The organism is Pseudomonas sp. AM14(2022) (genome assembly GCF_036346455.1).
In the GTDB taxonomy this organism is placed as follows: domain Bacteria; phylum Pseudomonadota; class Gammaproteobacteria; order Pseudomonadales; family Pseudomonadaceae; genus Aquipseudomonas; species Aquipseudomonas putida_A.
Genome location: NZ_JAOTNY010000004.1, coordinates 202,555 through 218,793 on the forward strand (window position 1 = coordinate 202,555; position 16,239 = coordinate 218,793).

Consider the following 16,239-nt stretch of genomic DNA (forward strand, 5'->3'; position numbering starts at 1 on the left):
CCAAGACAAAAAAAGAGGCCCTCAGGGGCCTCTTTTTTATGCAGCGGTTTTTCAGTCCGGCTTGCCGTTGATCACACCGGCGGTGTTGTCCATCAGGCTCTTGGTCGCCGTTTGCAGGAACGCTTCCAGCTTGAGCTTCAATTCGGCGGTACGCGGTGCGTCCGGAATGATCTCGGCAGAAGGGTTCGCGCCCAGTTGGTACTGGTAGATCTTCGGCGCCATTTCCTTCTCTTTCGGCAGCACCAGGATCTGGTCGGCAGTGACGATGGCGGTGGTCTGCTCGCTGCCCGACGGCTTGATCACACCGAAACCGGTGTCGCCGGCCGGCAGGTTGAGCAGGTCACGCCCCCAGCACTGATGACGCACTTCGCCACCCAGACGGCCCATGATGGTCGGCACGATGTCGATCTGCGTACCCACGGTGTGGTCACGGGTGCCGAATTTTTCCTGAATGCCCGGGGCGATCATCAGCATCGGCACGTTGAAACGGCCCAGGTCCATTTCTGTGATCTGGCGTTCGTTGCCGAAACCGTGGTCGCCGACGATCACGAACAGGGTTTCCTTGAAGTACGGCTCTTTACGCGCCTTCTCGAAGAACTGACCCAGTGCCCAGTCGGCGTAACGCATGGCAGTCAGGTGTTCGTTGAGGCTGCCACGATCGGTCACGCGCTCGACCGGCAATGGCGTCGGCAAGGCGTACGGCGTGTGGTTGGACAGGGTTTGCAGCAGCGCGTAGAACGGCTTGCCGTTTTCCCGTGCCTTCAGCTCCTGCAGACCACGGTCGAACATGTCCTGGTCGGACACGCCCCAGGTCGGATCGGAGAACACCGGATTGACGAAGTCGTTACGACCCACAAAGTTGGTCATGCCCTGGTTGCTGAAGAAGCCCGACTGGTTGTCCCAGGCGAAGTCGCCGTTGTAGACATACACGTCGTCATACTTGCGCGCGCTGAGCAACTGCGGCAGACCGGACAGCTTGTGGCTGCCTTCCGGGGTCTGCATCAGGTATTCGAAACCTGGCAGGTTCGGGAAGCACGCCATGGTCGCAAACATGCCTTGGTGGGTATGGGTGCCGTTGGAGAAGAAGCGGTCGAACAGCAGGCCTTCCTTCGACAGTTTGTCGAGGTATGGCGTGATGTTGCCCGGTGCGCCCAGGGCGCCGACCGAATGACCGGCCATGCTTTCCATGAGGATCACGACCACGTTCTTGATCGGCAGGGTCTTGTCGGCCGGTGGCGTGTAGTCACGACGCACGGCGGCAATGTCGGCGTCGACCAGTTTGTCGTCCGGCATCACCAGCATCTCGCGCACCACTTTCTGCGCCTGTTCCTGCGGCAGCGTGGCTTTCCAGATGTTGTTGCGATCCTCGCCCATGCGGTCCTTGGCAGCGGCGATCAGCGACAGCGTGCCGTTGAGGCCGAGCTGGTTGGCGAAGTTCGATTCGGTGGTGTACACGTCACCCCAACGCAGCGGCGGGCCCTGACGCAGGGTGCCACGTGCGGCTACGACGCAGATCAGCAGGCAGACCACGAACACCGCCAGGCGGGTGTACCACGGCGCCACCTGACGGGTGCCGACGTTGCCGCCGCTGAACGGGCCGCGTGGACGGGTCGCACGGTCGGCGCCCTTGAAGGCCAGAGTCAGGATCACGGTGCCGATGACCCACGCCAGCAGGTAACGCACTACCGGGAAACCGTACCAGAGCATGCTCATCACGGTTTTCGGGTCTTCCTTCACGTACTGGAACACCAGGCCGTTGAGGCGCTGGTGGAACTCGCGGTAGAAGTCCATTTCCATCAGGCCGAGGAACAGCGCGATGCTCGACGCCACAGTCAGCCACAGACGGAAGAAGCCACGCGCAGCCATCGCCCGCGCACTGAACAGTGCCAGCACCAGTGGAACGCAGACGTAGACCACCAGGCGCAGGTCGAAACGCAGGCCGTTGGCGAAGGCTTCGAGGAAGGTCGAAGCCGGGGTATCGAGGATCATCTCGCGGTTGTAGACCAGCAGCGCGAGGCGCAGCACGGAAAACATCACCATCATGACCAGGGCACACAGCAGCGTGTAGGCCAGATGCGATTTGACGGTCGGTTGCAGCAGGCGAGTGGAAGATCGCTGCTGATTCAGGGCGTCCGGGTTTGCCATGTCGTTTTAGGACCCATTGGAAGTTGAAGTTGCAAAATACAGCGGCGCCATGCCCTCTTTTGGCCATTCCAGGCCCCGGGGCGTGCGCGGTGCGCAAATGTTGCACGATCAACGGCAGCATTGCCATTGATTACTGCCCCATTGCCCGACTCTTTCATACAAGCATTCGGACGGGGGACAAACCGAGTTGCGCGGGCGAATTGTCTGGAACACTTTGTGAAAATTTCGTCCAACGCATATCTGGAAACACAATATAACGACAAAACAAAACGCCCCGATTCGGTCGGGGCGTTTTGCTGTCAGCGCGAAGAATTACTTCTCGGCGCGTTCTTTCAGGGCTTTTAGCGTATTGAACGGCGCATCGACCACGAACTTGTTGGCGATCATGCTCGGCACGCTGCCGCCGGGCTCAGTGTGCACCTGATAGGTCACTTCGACTTGATCACCTTTGGGTACGAACTTCCAGAACCCTTTGACCTGAGCGACACGGACAAAGCCTTTCTCTTCGGGAAGGTACTTCGGCACGCCTTCGAGGTTGCGGGTCAGGCTGCCATCGGCGCCCTCAACGGTGGTGATGTGCAACACCGAATCACGTGGGGTCACTGGCCACGGCGTATTGAACTGGGTGTAGGTCCAGCTCTGATCGCCCTCGTGCTTGAGCAGTTTCTGGGTTTTGCATTCGTGAATCCAGGCGCAGGCTCCGGCCACGTCTTCCTGCAAGGCACGCAGTTTGGCAATGGTGGTCTTCATCAGGGCAACACCCTGATAGGACTTGTAATCAGAACCCGGCACTTCGGCCAGCGAGACCTTGATCCCGTCCTGTTCCTTGGCGACCTTCCAGTCCTCAGCCTGAGCAACCGAAGTGGCCAGCACAGCGGTCAAACCACACAACACAGCGATACGATGCAGCGAACCCATAGTCTTATTCCTTATTGTTGAAGTTCCGTTCGTTTGACACATCACGCCGCCGTCATCTGCTCCCACCAGCCGATCAACCTGATCGCTTCTTCCGAGCTGCTGCCGCAGACTTCGACATCGGCGGCGAATCCTGAACAGACCGCCGGACGCTCCGGCTGGCCGAAAATGCTGCACAGGTTTTCGACCGAGAGTTGCACGCAACGTTCGCCGGCAGGTTTGCCGTTGGGCATGCCCGGAATGGCAGAGCTGATGGACGGGGCAATGCAGCAAGCGCCACAGCCTTCACGGCATTTCATGACGAGCAAGTCCTCGCGACGGGCAATGTGTTAAAGAGACACGAACAGAGTAACCGCTAAAACGGTTGTTTCAAATTCCCTGGACGGGGGTTTTTACCGATAACTGAATGTGACTGACCAGTCTCCGACAAAGCGTCTGGTTCGCGGGTCACGGCTCGATTGAATTTATTGCTTGAACTCGAAATCCAGCGCTGCGCCTTCGACTTCGCGGCGCTCTTCGTTGCGCAGCTGCAACTGCATTTCATTGCTGAGCAGGCGGCCATTGAGCTGGAAGCCGCTGTTCTTCTCGCCAAACATCTGCGGCAGGATCGCGTCGTGTTTGGGCATCGGCACGGTACCGGCAGGTTTGAGCTGCTGGACCATGTCTTTGGGCAGGCTCAGGTCCAGTTTGGCCGGCGGCAGTCTGGTTTTAGCCACTTCACTGGCCGGTTTTGACTTGGAGGCAATCGGGGGCCGCTTCTTCACCGGGGCCGCTTTCTTCTGCGGGGCTTTCTTCGTCTGAGCTTTCTTGTCCGCAACGGCTTTGTTGCTGGCCGTTTTACTCGCCGGAGCTGACGCCGCAGGCTTTTCCTGAACGGCGGCTGCCATGACACCGGGCGCATGGCCCATCGTCAACACACCAAGCAAAATCCAGGCAGCAGGCAAAATCGCTTTCATGAGCCCCACAACACTAACGGCAGAGGGCCATATGCTCGCCTGTTGAGCGTCACAAGACAAGCGCGGTGCGCCACTCGTTCAGAAACCGCCTGCGGTTTCCTGACACAGTTGAGTCGCCAGCAAACCGAGGGTCATCAGCGCCCTTTCCGCCTCGCGATTCCACGGCGTGCCGCAGTTCAGGCGGATGCAGTGGTTGAACTGCTCGGTATTACTGAAGATCAGCCCCGGCGCAATACTGATGCCCTGCTGCAAGGCGCGGACGTGCAATTCCTGGGTATTGACCCTGCCCGGCAGACTCACCCAGAGGATAAAACCGCCCGTGGGCCGGGTCATTTGCGTGCCTTCGGGGAAGTACTGCTGCACCGCCAGCTGAAATGCGCTGAGGTTTTTTCGGTATTCCTGACGGATGTACCGTAAATGCCGGTCATAACCGCCATTTTCCAGATAAGCGGCAATCGCCATTTGCGTGACGCTGCACGCCGAATGCGTGGTGAAGGTCTGCAGACGCTGGATTTCCTGCTGATACTTGCCGGCGATCATCCAGCCGACGCGCACACCCGGCGACAAGGTCTTGGAAAAGCTCGAGCAGTAGATCACCCGATCCAGTCGATCGTAGGCCTTGAGGGCTTTGGTGCGGCCCTGTTCGAACATCAACTCGCCATAGATGTCGTCTTCGACGATCTGGATATCGAAGTCCGAAGCCAGGCGCAGCAGTTGTTTCTGCCGCTCTTCCGGCATGGTGCCGCCCAGTGGATTGCTCAGGCGAGTGGTCAGAACCAACGCCTTGATTGACCATTGGTTCGCCGCCAGTTGCAAGGCTTCGAGGCTCATGCCGGTGGCCGGATCGCTGGGGATCTCGATCACTTTCAGGCCCAGCAGGTCGGCCAGTTGCAGCAGACCGTAATAGGTTGGCGATTCGGCGGCGATCAGGTCGCCCGGACGAGTCAGCACCCGCAGCGACATCTGCAGCGCATCGACACATCCGTGGGTGATCACCACTTCTGACGGATCGACGACGACCCCGGCATCGCGCATGCGGATCGCCACTTGCCGGCGCAGCGGTTCGAAACCCGGGCTGAACATGTAACTGAACGCGCGCGGACTATGGAATCGGGTGACCTTGGCCAGTTGTTGATGCAGCGCGCGCACCGGGAGGTAATCGACACTCGGCACCGCAGCGCCCAACGGGAACACCCCTTCGCGCCGCGATTCGACCAACACTTGCTGAATGATGCTGGCGCGGGTGACCAGTCCTGGCCGCTCGACCCGGGCGATGTCCGGGGTCGGCGCTGTCAGTGCCGGGGTCTGGTGCACGTAGTAACCGGACTGCGGCCGTGCACGGATCAGGCCCTGATCTTCGAGATTGGCGTAAGCCTGCAACACCGTTGCATGGCTGACATTGAGCTGCGAACTCATCTTGCGCACCGACGGCACGCGTTCTCCGGGCTGATAAACACCGCGCCGGATGTCTTCCGCCAGCTGTTGAGCAATACGTTGGTAGAGCAAGAGGTTGGTCATGACGCAGCACTCGATTTCACGGGCATTTTATTCTTGTGTGAAACAATACCGGAACAGTTTAGAAGTGTACTGGGACAGTTGCCACCATAGTCGACCGTACAGTGCAGTGTCAGCTACAACTGTACGGATTTGCGTGCTATTCGACAGACGTAAAAAAGCCCGGCGCTGCATGACAGGCCGGGCTTTCCAGAGACGCAGCCCTCAGCGGGCGGCGCCGAGCTGGCCTTTTTCGTCGGAGAACACAATTTCCACCCGACGATTCTGTGCCCGCCCGCGCTCGGAAGCGTTGACGTCCACCGGGTATTCGTCGCCGTAACCTTCGACCTGAATCCGCTTGTCCTCGATACCTAGGTCCATCAGCACATCGGCCACCGCCTGCGCGCGATCACGCGACAGCTTGAGGTTTTCCTGTTTGCCGCCAGTGCTGTCGGTGTAGCCCTCGATGCGCACCACGCGTTTCGGGTTGAGCTGCAGAAACTGCACGATCTTCAGCACCACGCGGTTGGCCGAGTTTTTCAGCTCCGCTTCGCCGGTGTCGAACAGCACGTCGCCCAAGGTCATGACCAGACCGCGATCGGTTTGCGTGGTGGCCAGTGCAACGATCTGCTCCTCAAGCCACTTGCCCTGCTGCTGCACGCTCAGCAGTTTGGACTCGCGCAGGGCCAGTTGCAGGCGTTGACGCTCCAGCTCAAGCTTAGCCGCGCGCTCTTCGTTGAGCACCAGATTGGTGTGTTCGCGGGCGATTTCGCTGTAGCGCTGACTCAGGTAGGCGTAATGCGCCACGTCCGAGCCACTGCCCCAATAGGTCGACAGGCGATCGGCACGGGCCAGGGACTCACCGGCACGGATCACGTCCTTGGGAGCGATGCGCAGCACGTTGGAGTCTTCCTTGACCTTCTGGAAGTCGCTGCTGGCTTGTTGCAATGCGCTTTCACTGTGCTGACCGGCGCAACCGTAGAGGCTTGCACAACCGGCCAGAATCAACCCGCCGAGGGCTTTGGACTTGAGGCTCATTGGGCATCTCCCAGTTGCTTGCGCAGACGGATGATGCGGGTGTTGAGCACGTTCAGTTGCTCTTCGCTCTTTTGTGTCAGCACTTTGGCTTCGGCCAGACGTGCATCCAGCTCGGCCTGTTCGGCACGCATGCGGGCGTTCTTGAAGGACTCGTCGGTCATGTTGCCCTTGGCCCGGTTGAACTTGTCTTCGGCCAGTTTCATTTCCGGCATTTCATCGGCGGTCGCACCGACAGCCTTGGCCTGGGTGATGGCCTGCTCGGTCAGGCGCATTTGCTCATTGGGTGCCGGATCGTTGGCGCAGCCGGCCAGGGCCAGAACGGCCATGGCCGCGAAAAGAGGTCGAATACTCACTAAGAATCCCTACTGTTTTGGGGCACTGACAGGTGGCTGCGGCTGTTGCTGCTGGGCCTTCCAGCGCTCGATGTTGCGTTGCAGCGCGGCTTCGGTCAGTCCGGACGCGGGCAATTCTGTCATCTTTTTAGCGAGCTGTCCGCGCAACCACGGATCGTTGCAGGCCGAGTTGTGCGAAACCGCGAGGAACAGTCCCGGTCGGTCAATCGGTTGCTCGAACGCCAGGAGATCATTGGCCATGCCCAATGCCTGCGCGGCGGCCATGCCCGAGTAGCGCCCGGCGAGCACATATTCGACTTCACCCAGCAGAAGTTTCTGAAAGGCCTGAGTGAGGTTTGCCGTCCGGGTCAGGGTCAGATTCTGCTCGGCGAAAGTGCCGAATGCCTGAGTCATTCGAGACTTTTCCGACAGCCCGCCGGTGTGCCCGTGCAGGTCCCTGGCTTCGCTGTAGACCAGCGTCGAGCCTTTGCGCGTCCACACCAGATAGTCGTTTTCCAGCAACGGCGGATAGATGTAGTCGAGGTTTTCCAGCTCGTTGAACATCAGAGGCGTGTCGGCCAGCATGTCCATGCGCCCGCTGCGTACTTCATCAAGGGCCTGCGCGCGTTTGCCGGCGTAGAGCAACTCGACCTTGATCCCCAGATCCTTGGCCACTTGCTGCAACAGGTCGGCACTGGCGCCGATCAAGTGCTTGGGATTCTGTGGATCCTGCCACAGGTACGGCGGCGCATCCGGGCTGCCAGTGACGACAAGGCGCTCGCATTTGCCGGCGGCCGCAGCCATCCCCGGCAACAGGATCAATCCCAATAACAGCCAGCGACGCAGATCCATGGCAAAACACTCCCACGCAAATTCGAGACAAAAAAAAGCCCGACCATAAGGCCGGGCTCTTTATAAGTGAAGCTGCCGGATTAGACCAGCTTCTCCAGCTCAGGTACCGCTTCGAACAGATCCGCCACCAGACCGTAATCGGCCACCTGGAAGATCGGCGCTTCTTCGTCCTTGTTGATCGCAACGATCACTTTGGAGTCTTTCATGCCGGCCAGGTGCTGGATCGCGCCGGAGATACCGACGGCGATGTACAGCTGTGGCGCAACGATCTTGCCGGTCTGACCAACCTGCATGTCGTTCGGGACGAAACCTGCGTCGACCGCGGCGCGCGAAGCACCCACGGCAGCGCCCAGCTTGTCGGCCAGGGCGTACAGGTGTTTGAAGTTGTCACCGTTCTGCATGCCGCGGCCGCCGGAAACGACGATCTTGGCAGCGGTCAGCTCAGGACGATCGGACTTGGCCAGTTCTTCGCTGACGAAGCTGGAAGTGCCGGCGTCGTGCGCAGCCGCTACGGCTTCAACAACTGCCGAACCACCTTCAGCGGCAACCGGGTCGAAACCGGTGGCACGCACGGTGATCACTTTGATCGCGGCGGTCGATTGCACGGTAGCGATGGCGTTACCGGCGTAGATCGGACGCTTGAAGGTGTCGGCGCTTTCTACCGAGATGATCTCGGAGATCTGGTCAACGTCCAGCGCAGCGGCAACGCGCGGCAGGATGTTTTTGCCGTTGGACGTGGCGGCAGCCAGGATGTGGCTGTAACCAGCGCCCAGCTCTGCAACCAGCGGAGCAACGTTTTCCGGCAACTGATGCGCGTAAGCGGCATTGTCAGCGTTCAGGACTTTGCTCACGCCAGCGATTTTCGCAGCGGCTTCAGCTACAGCGCCAGCGCCCTGGCCGGCAACCAGCACGTGAATGTCGCCGCCGATTTTGGCAGCAGCGGCCACGGTGTTCAGTGTGGCCGGGGCCAGCACTTTGTTGTCGTGTTCAGCGATTACCAAGATAGTCATTTTTAGATTACCTTCGCTTCGTTTTTCAGTTTCTCGACCAGTTCAGCCACCGACTTGACCTTGATACCCGCGCTGCGTGCCGCCGGCGCTTCGACTTTCAGGGTCTTGTTGGTGGAGGCGGTGGAAACGCCCAAAGCGTCCGGAGTCAGCACTTCGAGAGGCTTCTTCTTGGCTTTCATGATGTTTGGCAGGGACGCGTAGCGCGGCTCGTTCAAACGCAGGTCGGTGGTGACGATCGCTGGCAGTTTCAGGGAAACGGTCTGCGCGCCGCCGTCGATTTCACGGGTCACGGCAACGCTGTCGCCGGAGACTTCGACTTTCGAGGCGAAAGTGCCCTGACCGTAGCCGCTCAGTGCAGCGAGCATCTGGCCGGTCTGGTTGTTGTCGCTGTCGATCGCCTGTTTGCCCAGGATCACCAGTTGAGGCTGTTCCTTGTCGACCACAGCCTTGAGCAGCTTGGCCACGGCCAGCGAAGTCAGGTCTTCAGCGGATTCGACGAGGATGGCGCGGTCGGCACCCAGAGCCAGTGCGGTACGCAGCTGTTCCTGAGCGGTGGACGGGCCGATGGAGACGACGACGATTTCAGTCGCAACACCTTTCTCTTTCAGGCGTACGGCTTCTTCCACTGCGATTTCGCAGAAAGGGTTCATCGACATCTTGACGTTGGCGAGGTCTACGCCGGAATTGTCCGCCTTGACGCGGACCTTGACGTTGTAATCCACAACGCGTTTGACAGCTACAAGAACCTTCATGGATTCCTCGTTACTCTCCGGTGAAAAGAAAGTCGCCTAGGCGAACCTGGCGGTTGATGCTCATCGGGCACAAGGGCACCTCTAAAAACGCCGGCTGGGGGCGATGACCGTTCGTCAGTGGTGACCAACGGGTCATTGAATCGCACGGTGTGTAAACTGCGCGCCGGACTTGCGCTGCGCATCACCTTGTACTGCCTGTGCCCTGTCTTTAGAGGTGCTCTTGAAACCGCCAGCCTGCCTACGGCGAGCGCAAAACCGCCCGTATCTTGACCGGAACGCCTATTCCGGTCAATACGGCAAAATGGCCGTTCATAAGCCGCGCTTCTTTGATTTCTCTGGGCTGGAGCCGATTCAAACAAACGTTTGTATTGGACGCTCGGAGTGGTGTAGATATAATGCGCCGCCTAGAGAGAAAGGTGGTTTGCCCATTATTACCCTTGACGTTAACGTAAAGGCAATAACGGATGCGACACCGAACCTCCAAATTAGAAAAAAAACTGTTGAGCCTTGAGTAGGAGATAGCCTGTGGAACGCGAATACATGGAATTCGACGTGGTCATCGTCGGTGCCGGCCCCGCTGGCCTGTCCGCCGCCTGCCGTCTGAAGCAGAAGGCCGCCGAAGCCGGTAAGGAAATCAGCGTCTGCGTGGTCGAAAAAGGCTCCGAAGTCGGCGCGCACATCCTTTCCGGTGCCGTGTTCGAACCACGCGCTCTGAACGAACTGTTCCCGGACTGGAAAGAACTCGGCGCCCCGCTGAACACCCCGGTCACCCGCGATGACATTTTCGTGCTGAAAAACGCCGACAGTGCGCAAAAAATTCCCGACTTCTTTGTGCCCAAGACCATGCACAACGAAGGCAACTATATTATTTCCCTCGGCAACCTGTGCCGCTGGCTGGCCCAGCAGGCCGAGAACCTCGGCGTGGAAATCTACCCGGGCTTCGCCGCTCAGGAAGCGCTGATCGACGAAAACGGCATCGTGCGCGGGATCATCACCGGTGATCTGGGCGTCGACCGCGAAGGCAACCCGAAAGAAGGCCTGTACACCCCGGGCATGGAACTGCGTGGCAAGTACACGCTGTTCGCCGAGGGCTGCCGTGGCCACATCGGCAAGCAACTGATCAAGCGTTACAACCTCGACAGCGATGCCGACGCCCAGCACTATGGCATCGGCCTGAAGGAAATCTGGGAAATCGACCCGGCCAAACACCAGCCAGGCCTGGTGGTGCACACCGCCGGTTGGCCGCTGGACATCATGGGCACCGAAAACACCGGCGGCTCGTTCCTCTATCACTTGGAAAACAACCAGGTAGTGGTCGGTCTGATCGTTGACCTGTCTTACAGCAACACTTACCTGTCGCCGTTCGACGAGTTCCAGCGCCTCAAGCATCACCCGGTGCTGGCCCAGTACCTGGAAGGCGGCAAGCGCGTCAGCTACGGCGCCCGTGCGATCTGCAAAGGTGGCCTGAACTCGCTGCCGAAAATGGTCTTCAAGGGCGGCGCGCTGATCGGTTGCGACCTCGGCACCCTGAACTTCGCCAAGATCAAAGGCAGCCACACTGCGATGAAGTCCGGCATGCTCGCCGCGGAATCGGTGGCCGATGCACTGTTCGCCGAGAAGGATGGCACCGAAGAGCTGACCTCCTACGTCGACGCGTTCAAGAAGAGCTGGCTCTACGACGAACTGTTCGCCAGCCGTAACTTCGGCCCGGCGATCCACAAGTTCGGCGCGATCGTCGGCGGTGGTTTCAACTGGCTGGACCAGAACATCTTCGGCGGCAAACTGCCGTTCACCCTGCACGACACCAAGCCGGACTACGCTTGCCTGAAACTGGCGGCCGACTGCAAGAAGATCGACTATCCGAAGCCGGACGGCAAACTCAGCTTCGACAAACTGAGCTCGGTGTTCATCTCCGGTACCAACCATGAAGAAGAACAGCCGTGCCACCTGAAGCTCACCGACCCGAGCATCCCGATCAGCAAGAACCTGCCACTGTACGACGAACCGGCGCAGCGCTACTGCCCGGCCGGCGTCTACGAAGTGATCACCAAGGAAGACGGCGAAAAACGCTTCCAGATCAACGCCCAGAACTGCGTGCACTGCAAGACCTGTGACATCAAGGACCCTTCGCAGAACATCACCTGGGTCACGCCGGAAGGCGCTGGCGGCCCGACTTACCCGAACATGTAAGCCGTATCGCTGAACAACGAGGCTCCCGAAACGGGGGCCTTTTTGTTGCCCAGGATTCCTTGTTGCACCACAAAATCACTGTAGGAGTGAGCCTGCTCGCGATAGCGGTGTATCAGTCAGCATCATCGTTGACTGACACACCGCTATCGCGAGCAGGCTCACTCCTACAAAGGATTTGCGCAGACTCAGGCAACGCGTTCGTCGCCAGGGCTACGCTCGAAGTAGCGCTTGTACTCACGACTGAACTGCGACGTACTCTGATACCCCACCCGATGCGCCACCTGCGCCACGCCCAGCCCTTCGGCGACCAGCAAGGTCTGCGCCTTGAGCAGGCGCAAGCGCTTCAGATACTGCACCGGCGACAACAGCGTGCTGCGCTTGAAGTGCTCGTGGAAGGACGACACGCTCATGTTCGCGCAACTGGCCAGAGTCTCGACATTCAGCGGCTCGGTGTAATGCGCATGCAGATGACTGATCGACGCCGCCACCCGGGCGAACTGCCCCTGCTGTTCGACCAGCGCGCGCAACACATCGGCCTGTGGCCCGCGCAGCGCGGTGAACAGCAATTCACGCACCCGCGCCGGCCCGAGAATCTGCCGCTCCAGCGGATCGTGCAGGCAGCGTAACAAGCGTTCGACACAGCCGCGCATGTCATCGTCGAGCACCACCGAGGTCATCGACTCCGGCGTTTGCGCCGGGATATGCCGCCCCGGCGCCAGTCCCATGGCCAGCACTAATTCACCGAGCAGCACCCGATCGATCGCTACCGACACCCCCAGCAACGGCGCATCCGGCAAGGCAAAGGTTTCGCACTCGAACGGCACCGGCAGCGCCTGAATCAGGTAGTGCCCGGCGCCGTACTCCATGGTGCGCGGGCCGAGGAACGCCAGTTTGCTGCCCTGAGCGATGATCATCAGGCTCGGCTCATAAATGTGCGGGCCACGCGCCACGTCGCAACTGGCGCGCAACACCTGCACGCCGGGCAACCCGGTCTGGCTGTAACCATCGCAGAGCGCCAGCGGTTCGATCAGCGAAACCAGTGTGGCATTGGCATCAAGGTGACGGGTCAACTGCATCGGAGGGGTCTTCAAAAAAGTCACGGAAAAAGGCATGCAAGCATCATCGCAGATCCTTTTGCCAATGCGCTTGCCCAGACCTGCATGCCGGAGGATTAGGCATGAGACCCGGAGGAATCGTCATGGCCGCAGCGGCAGACGGCGCCCAAAATGCGCCACCTCACCTGTCACTGCTTCTGCGAGGTTTCTCATGTACACCGCTATCGGTTATGCCGCCCAATCGGCCTCCACTCCCCTCGCCCCGATGAAATTCGAACGCCGCAGCCCTCGCGCTGACGACGTGGCGATCGAGATCCTCTACTGCGGCGTCTGCCACTCCGACATCCACCAGGCCCGCAACGAATGGGGCATCGCGGTTTATCCGTTGATGCCCGGCCATGAGATCGTCGGCAAAGTCACCGCCGTTGGTGCGAACGTCACTCAACATAAAGTCGGCGATCTGGTCGGTGTCGGCTGCATGGTCGACTCGTGCCGCACCTGCGCTGCCTGCCAGCAGAACCTCGAGCAATACTGCCTCGAAGGCCCGACCATGACCTACGCCACCCCGGACCGGGTCGATGGCAGTAACACCATGGGCGGCTATTCGGACAGCATCGTGGTCAGCGAACATTTTGTGGTGCGCATCCCGGAGAAGCTCGACCTGGCCAGCGCCGCGCCGATCCTCTGTGCCGGCATCACCACCTACTCGCCGCTCAAGCACTATGGGGTCAAGGCCGGCGACAAGGTCGGGATTCTCGGCATGGGCGGCCTCGGCCACATGGGCATCAAATTCGCCAAGGCGATGGGCGCGGAAGTCACGCTGTTCACCCGTTCGGCGAGCAAGGCCGAAGAAGGTCGTCGTCAGGGCGCCGATCACGTGATCGTCTCCACCGATGCCGAGCAGATGGCCGCCGCCGCAGGCCGTTTCGATTTCCTGCTGGACACCATTCCGGTGCAGCATGATCTCAACCCGTACCTGCAAACCCTGCGCTTTGATGGCGTGCATATCCTGGTCGGCCTGATCGAACCGATCGACCCGCCGGTGCATGCTGCCAACCTGGTGCTGGGCCGCCGCGTGCTGGCCGGTTCGCTGATCGGCGGCATCGCCGAGACCCAGGAAGTGCTGGATTTCTGCGCCGAGCACAACATCACCTGCGACATCGAAATGCTCGACATCCGCCAGATCAACGAGGCTTACGCGCGGATGATCGCCGGTGATGTGAAGTACCGCTTCGTGATCGACATGGCGACGTTGAAGCTTTAAACCTTCAGACCGAGTTCTGCCGAGAGCCGGGCTGTGACCCCTTTGATCAGGGGAATCAGCTCGGCCATTTTTTCCAGCGGCATGTACGGTACGGTGCTGGCGATACTGATCGCCGCCACTATGCGCTTGCTCGCATCACGAATCGGCGCCGCCACGCAGCGGATCGACGGTTCGTTGTCCTCCAGATCGAACGCGTAGCCACCGGCCACGTACTCGGTCATACGCTGCTCAAGCTGTTCCCACGACTGCTGCGGATGCTGCGGCCAGAACTGACTTTTCCCACCCGCCGGCAGGCTGATGTCGTACAGGCGCTGCCAATCCTGCGGCGCATCATCGAGCATCAACGCCTTGCCGATCCCGGTGCGCGCCAACGGCATCCGGTGGCCGACCCGCGAGCGCATTTCCGGGCCGTTACGCCCCGGATTCTTCAGCAGATACAAGACTTCGTCGCCCTCACGAATGCCCAGATGCACGGTGTCGCCGGTCAGCGCCGATAACTCGTCCAGATATGGCCCGGCCAGACTCACCAGCGGCAACTCCTCGCGCGCCTGAAACCCCAGTTCGATCAGCTTAGGCCCCAGCAAATAGCCGATTTGCGGCACCACGCGCAGGTAGCGCTCATCGACCAGGCAACTGGCCAGGCGATGGGTGGTGCTGCGCGTGGTGCCGATCAGCCGGGCGATCTCTTTCAGATCGCGGGCGCCACTGGCCACCGCCTGCACCACACCCAGTCCGCGAAGTAGCGTCTGGGTGCCGGTGGGTGTGGCGTCCTTGGTTTTTTCCGGGGCGTCTTCCTGCATATCCAGCCTTTACCGTTGAGCGAGGGAACGGGCGGCATTATGGTCGCCCGACGCAGACGACTACAACTCGATACGTTCGACCTTGCCCACCAGCAGCACGTAGGACAATGCACCGATCAGCGCCAGCACCGCGATGTAGGTGATCGCCGGGGCGAACGAATCACCACTGGCGAGGAAACCGATGACAATCGGCGTGGCAATCGCCGACAGGTTGCCGATGAAGTTGAACACCCCGCCGGTCAGCCCCAGCAACCGCGCCGGAGCGAGGGTCGAGACCAGCGACCAGGTGATCGAGGCCAGACCGTTGCCGAAAAAGGCCAACGCCAGGAAGGCAATCACCAGCGGTGTCGATTCAACGAAATTGGCGCCGATGATCGAGGTTGAAATCAGCAGCCCGCCAATGATCGGCAACTTGCGCGCGAAGCCCACGCTGCAGCCACGGCGGATCAACAGGTCGGAAAAGAACCCCGAGCACAGCACGCCGACAAAGGCCGCGAGAAACGGCAGCGATGCCAAAAGGCCGGACTTGATGAAGTCCATGCCGCGATATTTCACCAGGTAGGTCGGGAACCACGTCAGGAAGAACCACAGCGTCGAGTTCAGGCAGAACTGGCCGAGGTAGATGCCCCACAACTTGCGTTTGCTCAGGACAATGCCGAGGTCGGTCCAACTGAACGAGGCTTTGGCCGTCTGCGCTTGAATATCCACCAGTCCGCCACCCTCGCGGATCAGGTCGATCTCCGCGTCGTTGGCGCCCTTGAAATCCCGCGGTTCGCGATACACCGCGTACCAGATTGCCGCCCAGATGATGCCCGCCGCACCGGTCGCGACAAACACCATGTGCCAACCAAATTCATGTTGCAGCCAGGCCAGCACCGGGGTCAGAAAGGCCAGGCCGACAAACTGCCCGGAGGTGTAGAAACCAATCGCCGTGGCCCGCTCGCGCTCGGGAAACCAGGTGGTCACCACGCGGCTGTTGATCGGATAGGCCGGCGCTTCCAGCGCGCCGACCGCCATGCGCAGCACGAACAGCGCAATAAAACTCGCGGCGAAGCCGAGCAGCACCGTGGCCAGCGACCACAGCAGTAGCGCGACGCTATAGAGGATGCGCGGCGGCACCCGATCCACCAGCCAGCCGCCGGGGATCTGCATCGCGGCGTAGGTCCAGCCGAATGCGGAGAAAATCAGCCCGACGTGAACCGGGTCGATGCCCAGTTCACTGGTCAGCGCGGGCGCGGCAATCGACAGGTTGCTGCGGTCGAGGTAGTTGATGACCACGGTGATGAACAGCAGCACCATGATGAAAAAACGCTTGCGGCTAGGCGTGACTAAAGACGCCTGCCCGGTGAGGGTTTGCGTTGGCATGGGGGGTGCCTCTTCTTATGATTATTTGAGGTCATTGACGCCATCTCCCATCCATGGAGATCAATTGTGGG

Annotated in this window: 15 protein-coding genes; 2 read left to right on the forward strand and 13 right to left on the reverse strand. The window is 60.2% G+C overall.

Annotated elements, in window-relative coordinates; translation table 11 throughout:
• Positions 1–51: 51 nt before the first annotated feature.
• The 10 genes from V3W27_RS10350 to V3W27_RS10395 form a co-directional block, all read right to left on the reverse strand.
• Positions 52–2,145, reverse strand: coding sequence for an LTA synthase family protein (locus tag V3W27_RS10350; RefSeq protein WP_330206532.1), 2,094 nt, complete (start codon positions 2,143–2,145; stop codon positions 52–54).
• 312 nt (positions 2,146–2,457) lie between these two features.
• A complete protein-coding gene (locus tag V3W27_RS10355; protein ID WP_330206533.1) occupies positions 2,458–3,063 on the reverse strand; it encodes an START domain-containing protein in 606 nt (201 codons plus the stop codon).
• A 41-nt stretch (positions 3,064–3,104) separates the two neighbouring features.
• Positions 3,105–3,359 carry a YkgJ family cysteine cluster protein gene (locus V3W27_RS10360; protein WP_027612393.1) on the reverse strand — a complete coding sequence of 85 codons (255 nt, stop codon included), beginning with the start codon at positions 3,357–3,359 and terminating at the stop codon, positions 3,105–3,107.
• A gap of 165 nt (positions 3,360–3,524) precedes the next feature.
• On the reverse strand, positions 3,525–4,016 hold the full coding sequence (locus tag V3W27_RS10365) for a hypothetical protein (RefSeq protein WP_027612392.1): 492 nt from the start codon (positions 4,014–4,016) through the stop codon (positions 3,525–3,527).
• Positions 4,017–4,094: 78 nt separating this feature from the next.
• Positions 4,095–5,534 (reverse strand): aminotransferase-like domain-containing protein, encoded by a 1,440-nt coding sequence (locus tag V3W27_RS10370; protein WP_003226969.1) that lies wholly within the window; start codon positions 5,532–5,534, stop codon positions 4,095–4,097.
• A gap of 201 nt (positions 5,535–5,735) precedes the next feature.
• Positions 5,736–6,548 carry an OmpA family protein gene (locus V3W27_RS10375; protein WP_330206534.1) on the reverse strand — a complete coding sequence of 271 codons (813 nt, stop codon included), beginning with the start codon at positions 6,546–6,548 and terminating at the stop codon, positions 5,736–5,738.
• Positions 6,545–6,901: a DUF4398 domain-containing protein gene (locus V3W27_RS10380; RefSeq protein WP_027612390.1), complete on the reverse strand. Its 357-nt coding sequence runs from the start codon at positions 6,899–6,901 to the stop codon at positions 6,545–6,547. The genes V3W27_RS10375 and V3W27_RS10380 overlap by 4 nt, the downstream gene beginning before the upstream one ends.
• 9 nt (positions 6,902–6,910) lie before the next feature.
• Positions 6,911–7,732 (reverse strand): substrate-binding periplasmic protein, encoded by an 822-nt coding sequence (locus V3W27_RS10385; RefSeq protein WP_330206535.1) that lies wholly within the window; start codon positions 7,730–7,732, stop codon positions 6,911–6,913.
• A gap of 80 nt (positions 7,733–7,812) precedes the next feature.
• The gene (locus tag V3W27_RS10390) at positions 7,813–8,742 is read right to left on the reverse strand and encodes an electron transfer flavoprotein subunit alpha/FixB family protein (protein ID WP_330206536.1); all 930 of its coding nucleotides are present in this window, start codon (positions 8,740–8,742) and stop codon (positions 7,813–7,815) included.
• Between the two features lie 2 nt (positions 8,743–8,744).
• Positions 8,745–9,494, reverse strand: a complete 750-nt coding sequence (locus V3W27_RS10395) for an electron transfer flavoprotein subunit beta/FixA family protein (protein WP_003226982.1) — start codon at positions 9,492–9,494, stop codon at positions 8,745–8,747.
• A 525-nt stretch (positions 9,495–10,019) separates the two neighbouring features.
• On the opposite strand from V3W27_RS10395, the gene V3W27_RS10400 reads away from it, so the two are divergent.
• Entirely contained in the window at positions 10,020–11,684 is a 1,665-nt protein-coding gene (locus V3W27_RS10400) for an electron transfer flavoprotein-ubiquinone oxidoreductase (protein WP_047598758.1), read from the forward strand.
• Positions 11,685–11,869: 185 nt separating this feature from the next.
• Here V3W27_RS10400 and V3W27_RS10405 read toward each other — a convergent pair whose 3' ends face one another.
• Positions 11,870–12,760 (reverse strand): AraC family transcriptional regulator, encoded by an 891-nt coding sequence (locus V3W27_RS10405; protein ID WP_007961974.1) that lies wholly within the window; start codon positions 12,758–12,760, stop codon positions 11,870–11,872.
• Positions 12,761–12,950: 190 nt separating this feature from the next.
• Here V3W27_RS10405 and V3W27_RS10410 point away from each other — a divergent pair, with 190 nt between their 5' ends.
• Positions 12,951–14,003, forward strand: coding sequence for an NAD(P)-dependent alcohol dehydrogenase (locus tag V3W27_RS10410; RefSeq protein ID WP_330206537.1), 1,053 nt, complete (start codon positions 12,951–12,953; stop codon positions 14,001–14,003).
• On the opposite strand, the gene V3W27_RS10415 is transcribed toward V3W27_RS10410, so the two are convergent.
• Together V3W27_RS10415 and V3W27_RS10420 are read right to left on the reverse strand one after the other, a co-directional pair.
• Positions 14,000–14,803: an IclR family transcriptional regulator gene (locus tag V3W27_RS10415; RefSeq protein ID WP_247268160.1), complete on the reverse strand. Its 804-nt coding sequence runs from the start codon at positions 14,801–14,803 to the stop codon at positions 14,000–14,002. The genes V3W27_RS10410 and V3W27_RS10415 overlap by 4 nt on opposite strands.
• Positions 14,804–14,863: 60 nt before the next feature.
• On the reverse strand, positions 14,864–16,168 hold the full coding sequence (locus V3W27_RS10420; RefSeq protein WP_097088423.1) for an MFS transporter: 1,305 nt from the start codon (positions 16,166–16,168) through the stop codon (positions 14,864–14,866).
• Between the last annotated feature and the right edge of the window lie 71 nt (positions 16,169–16,239).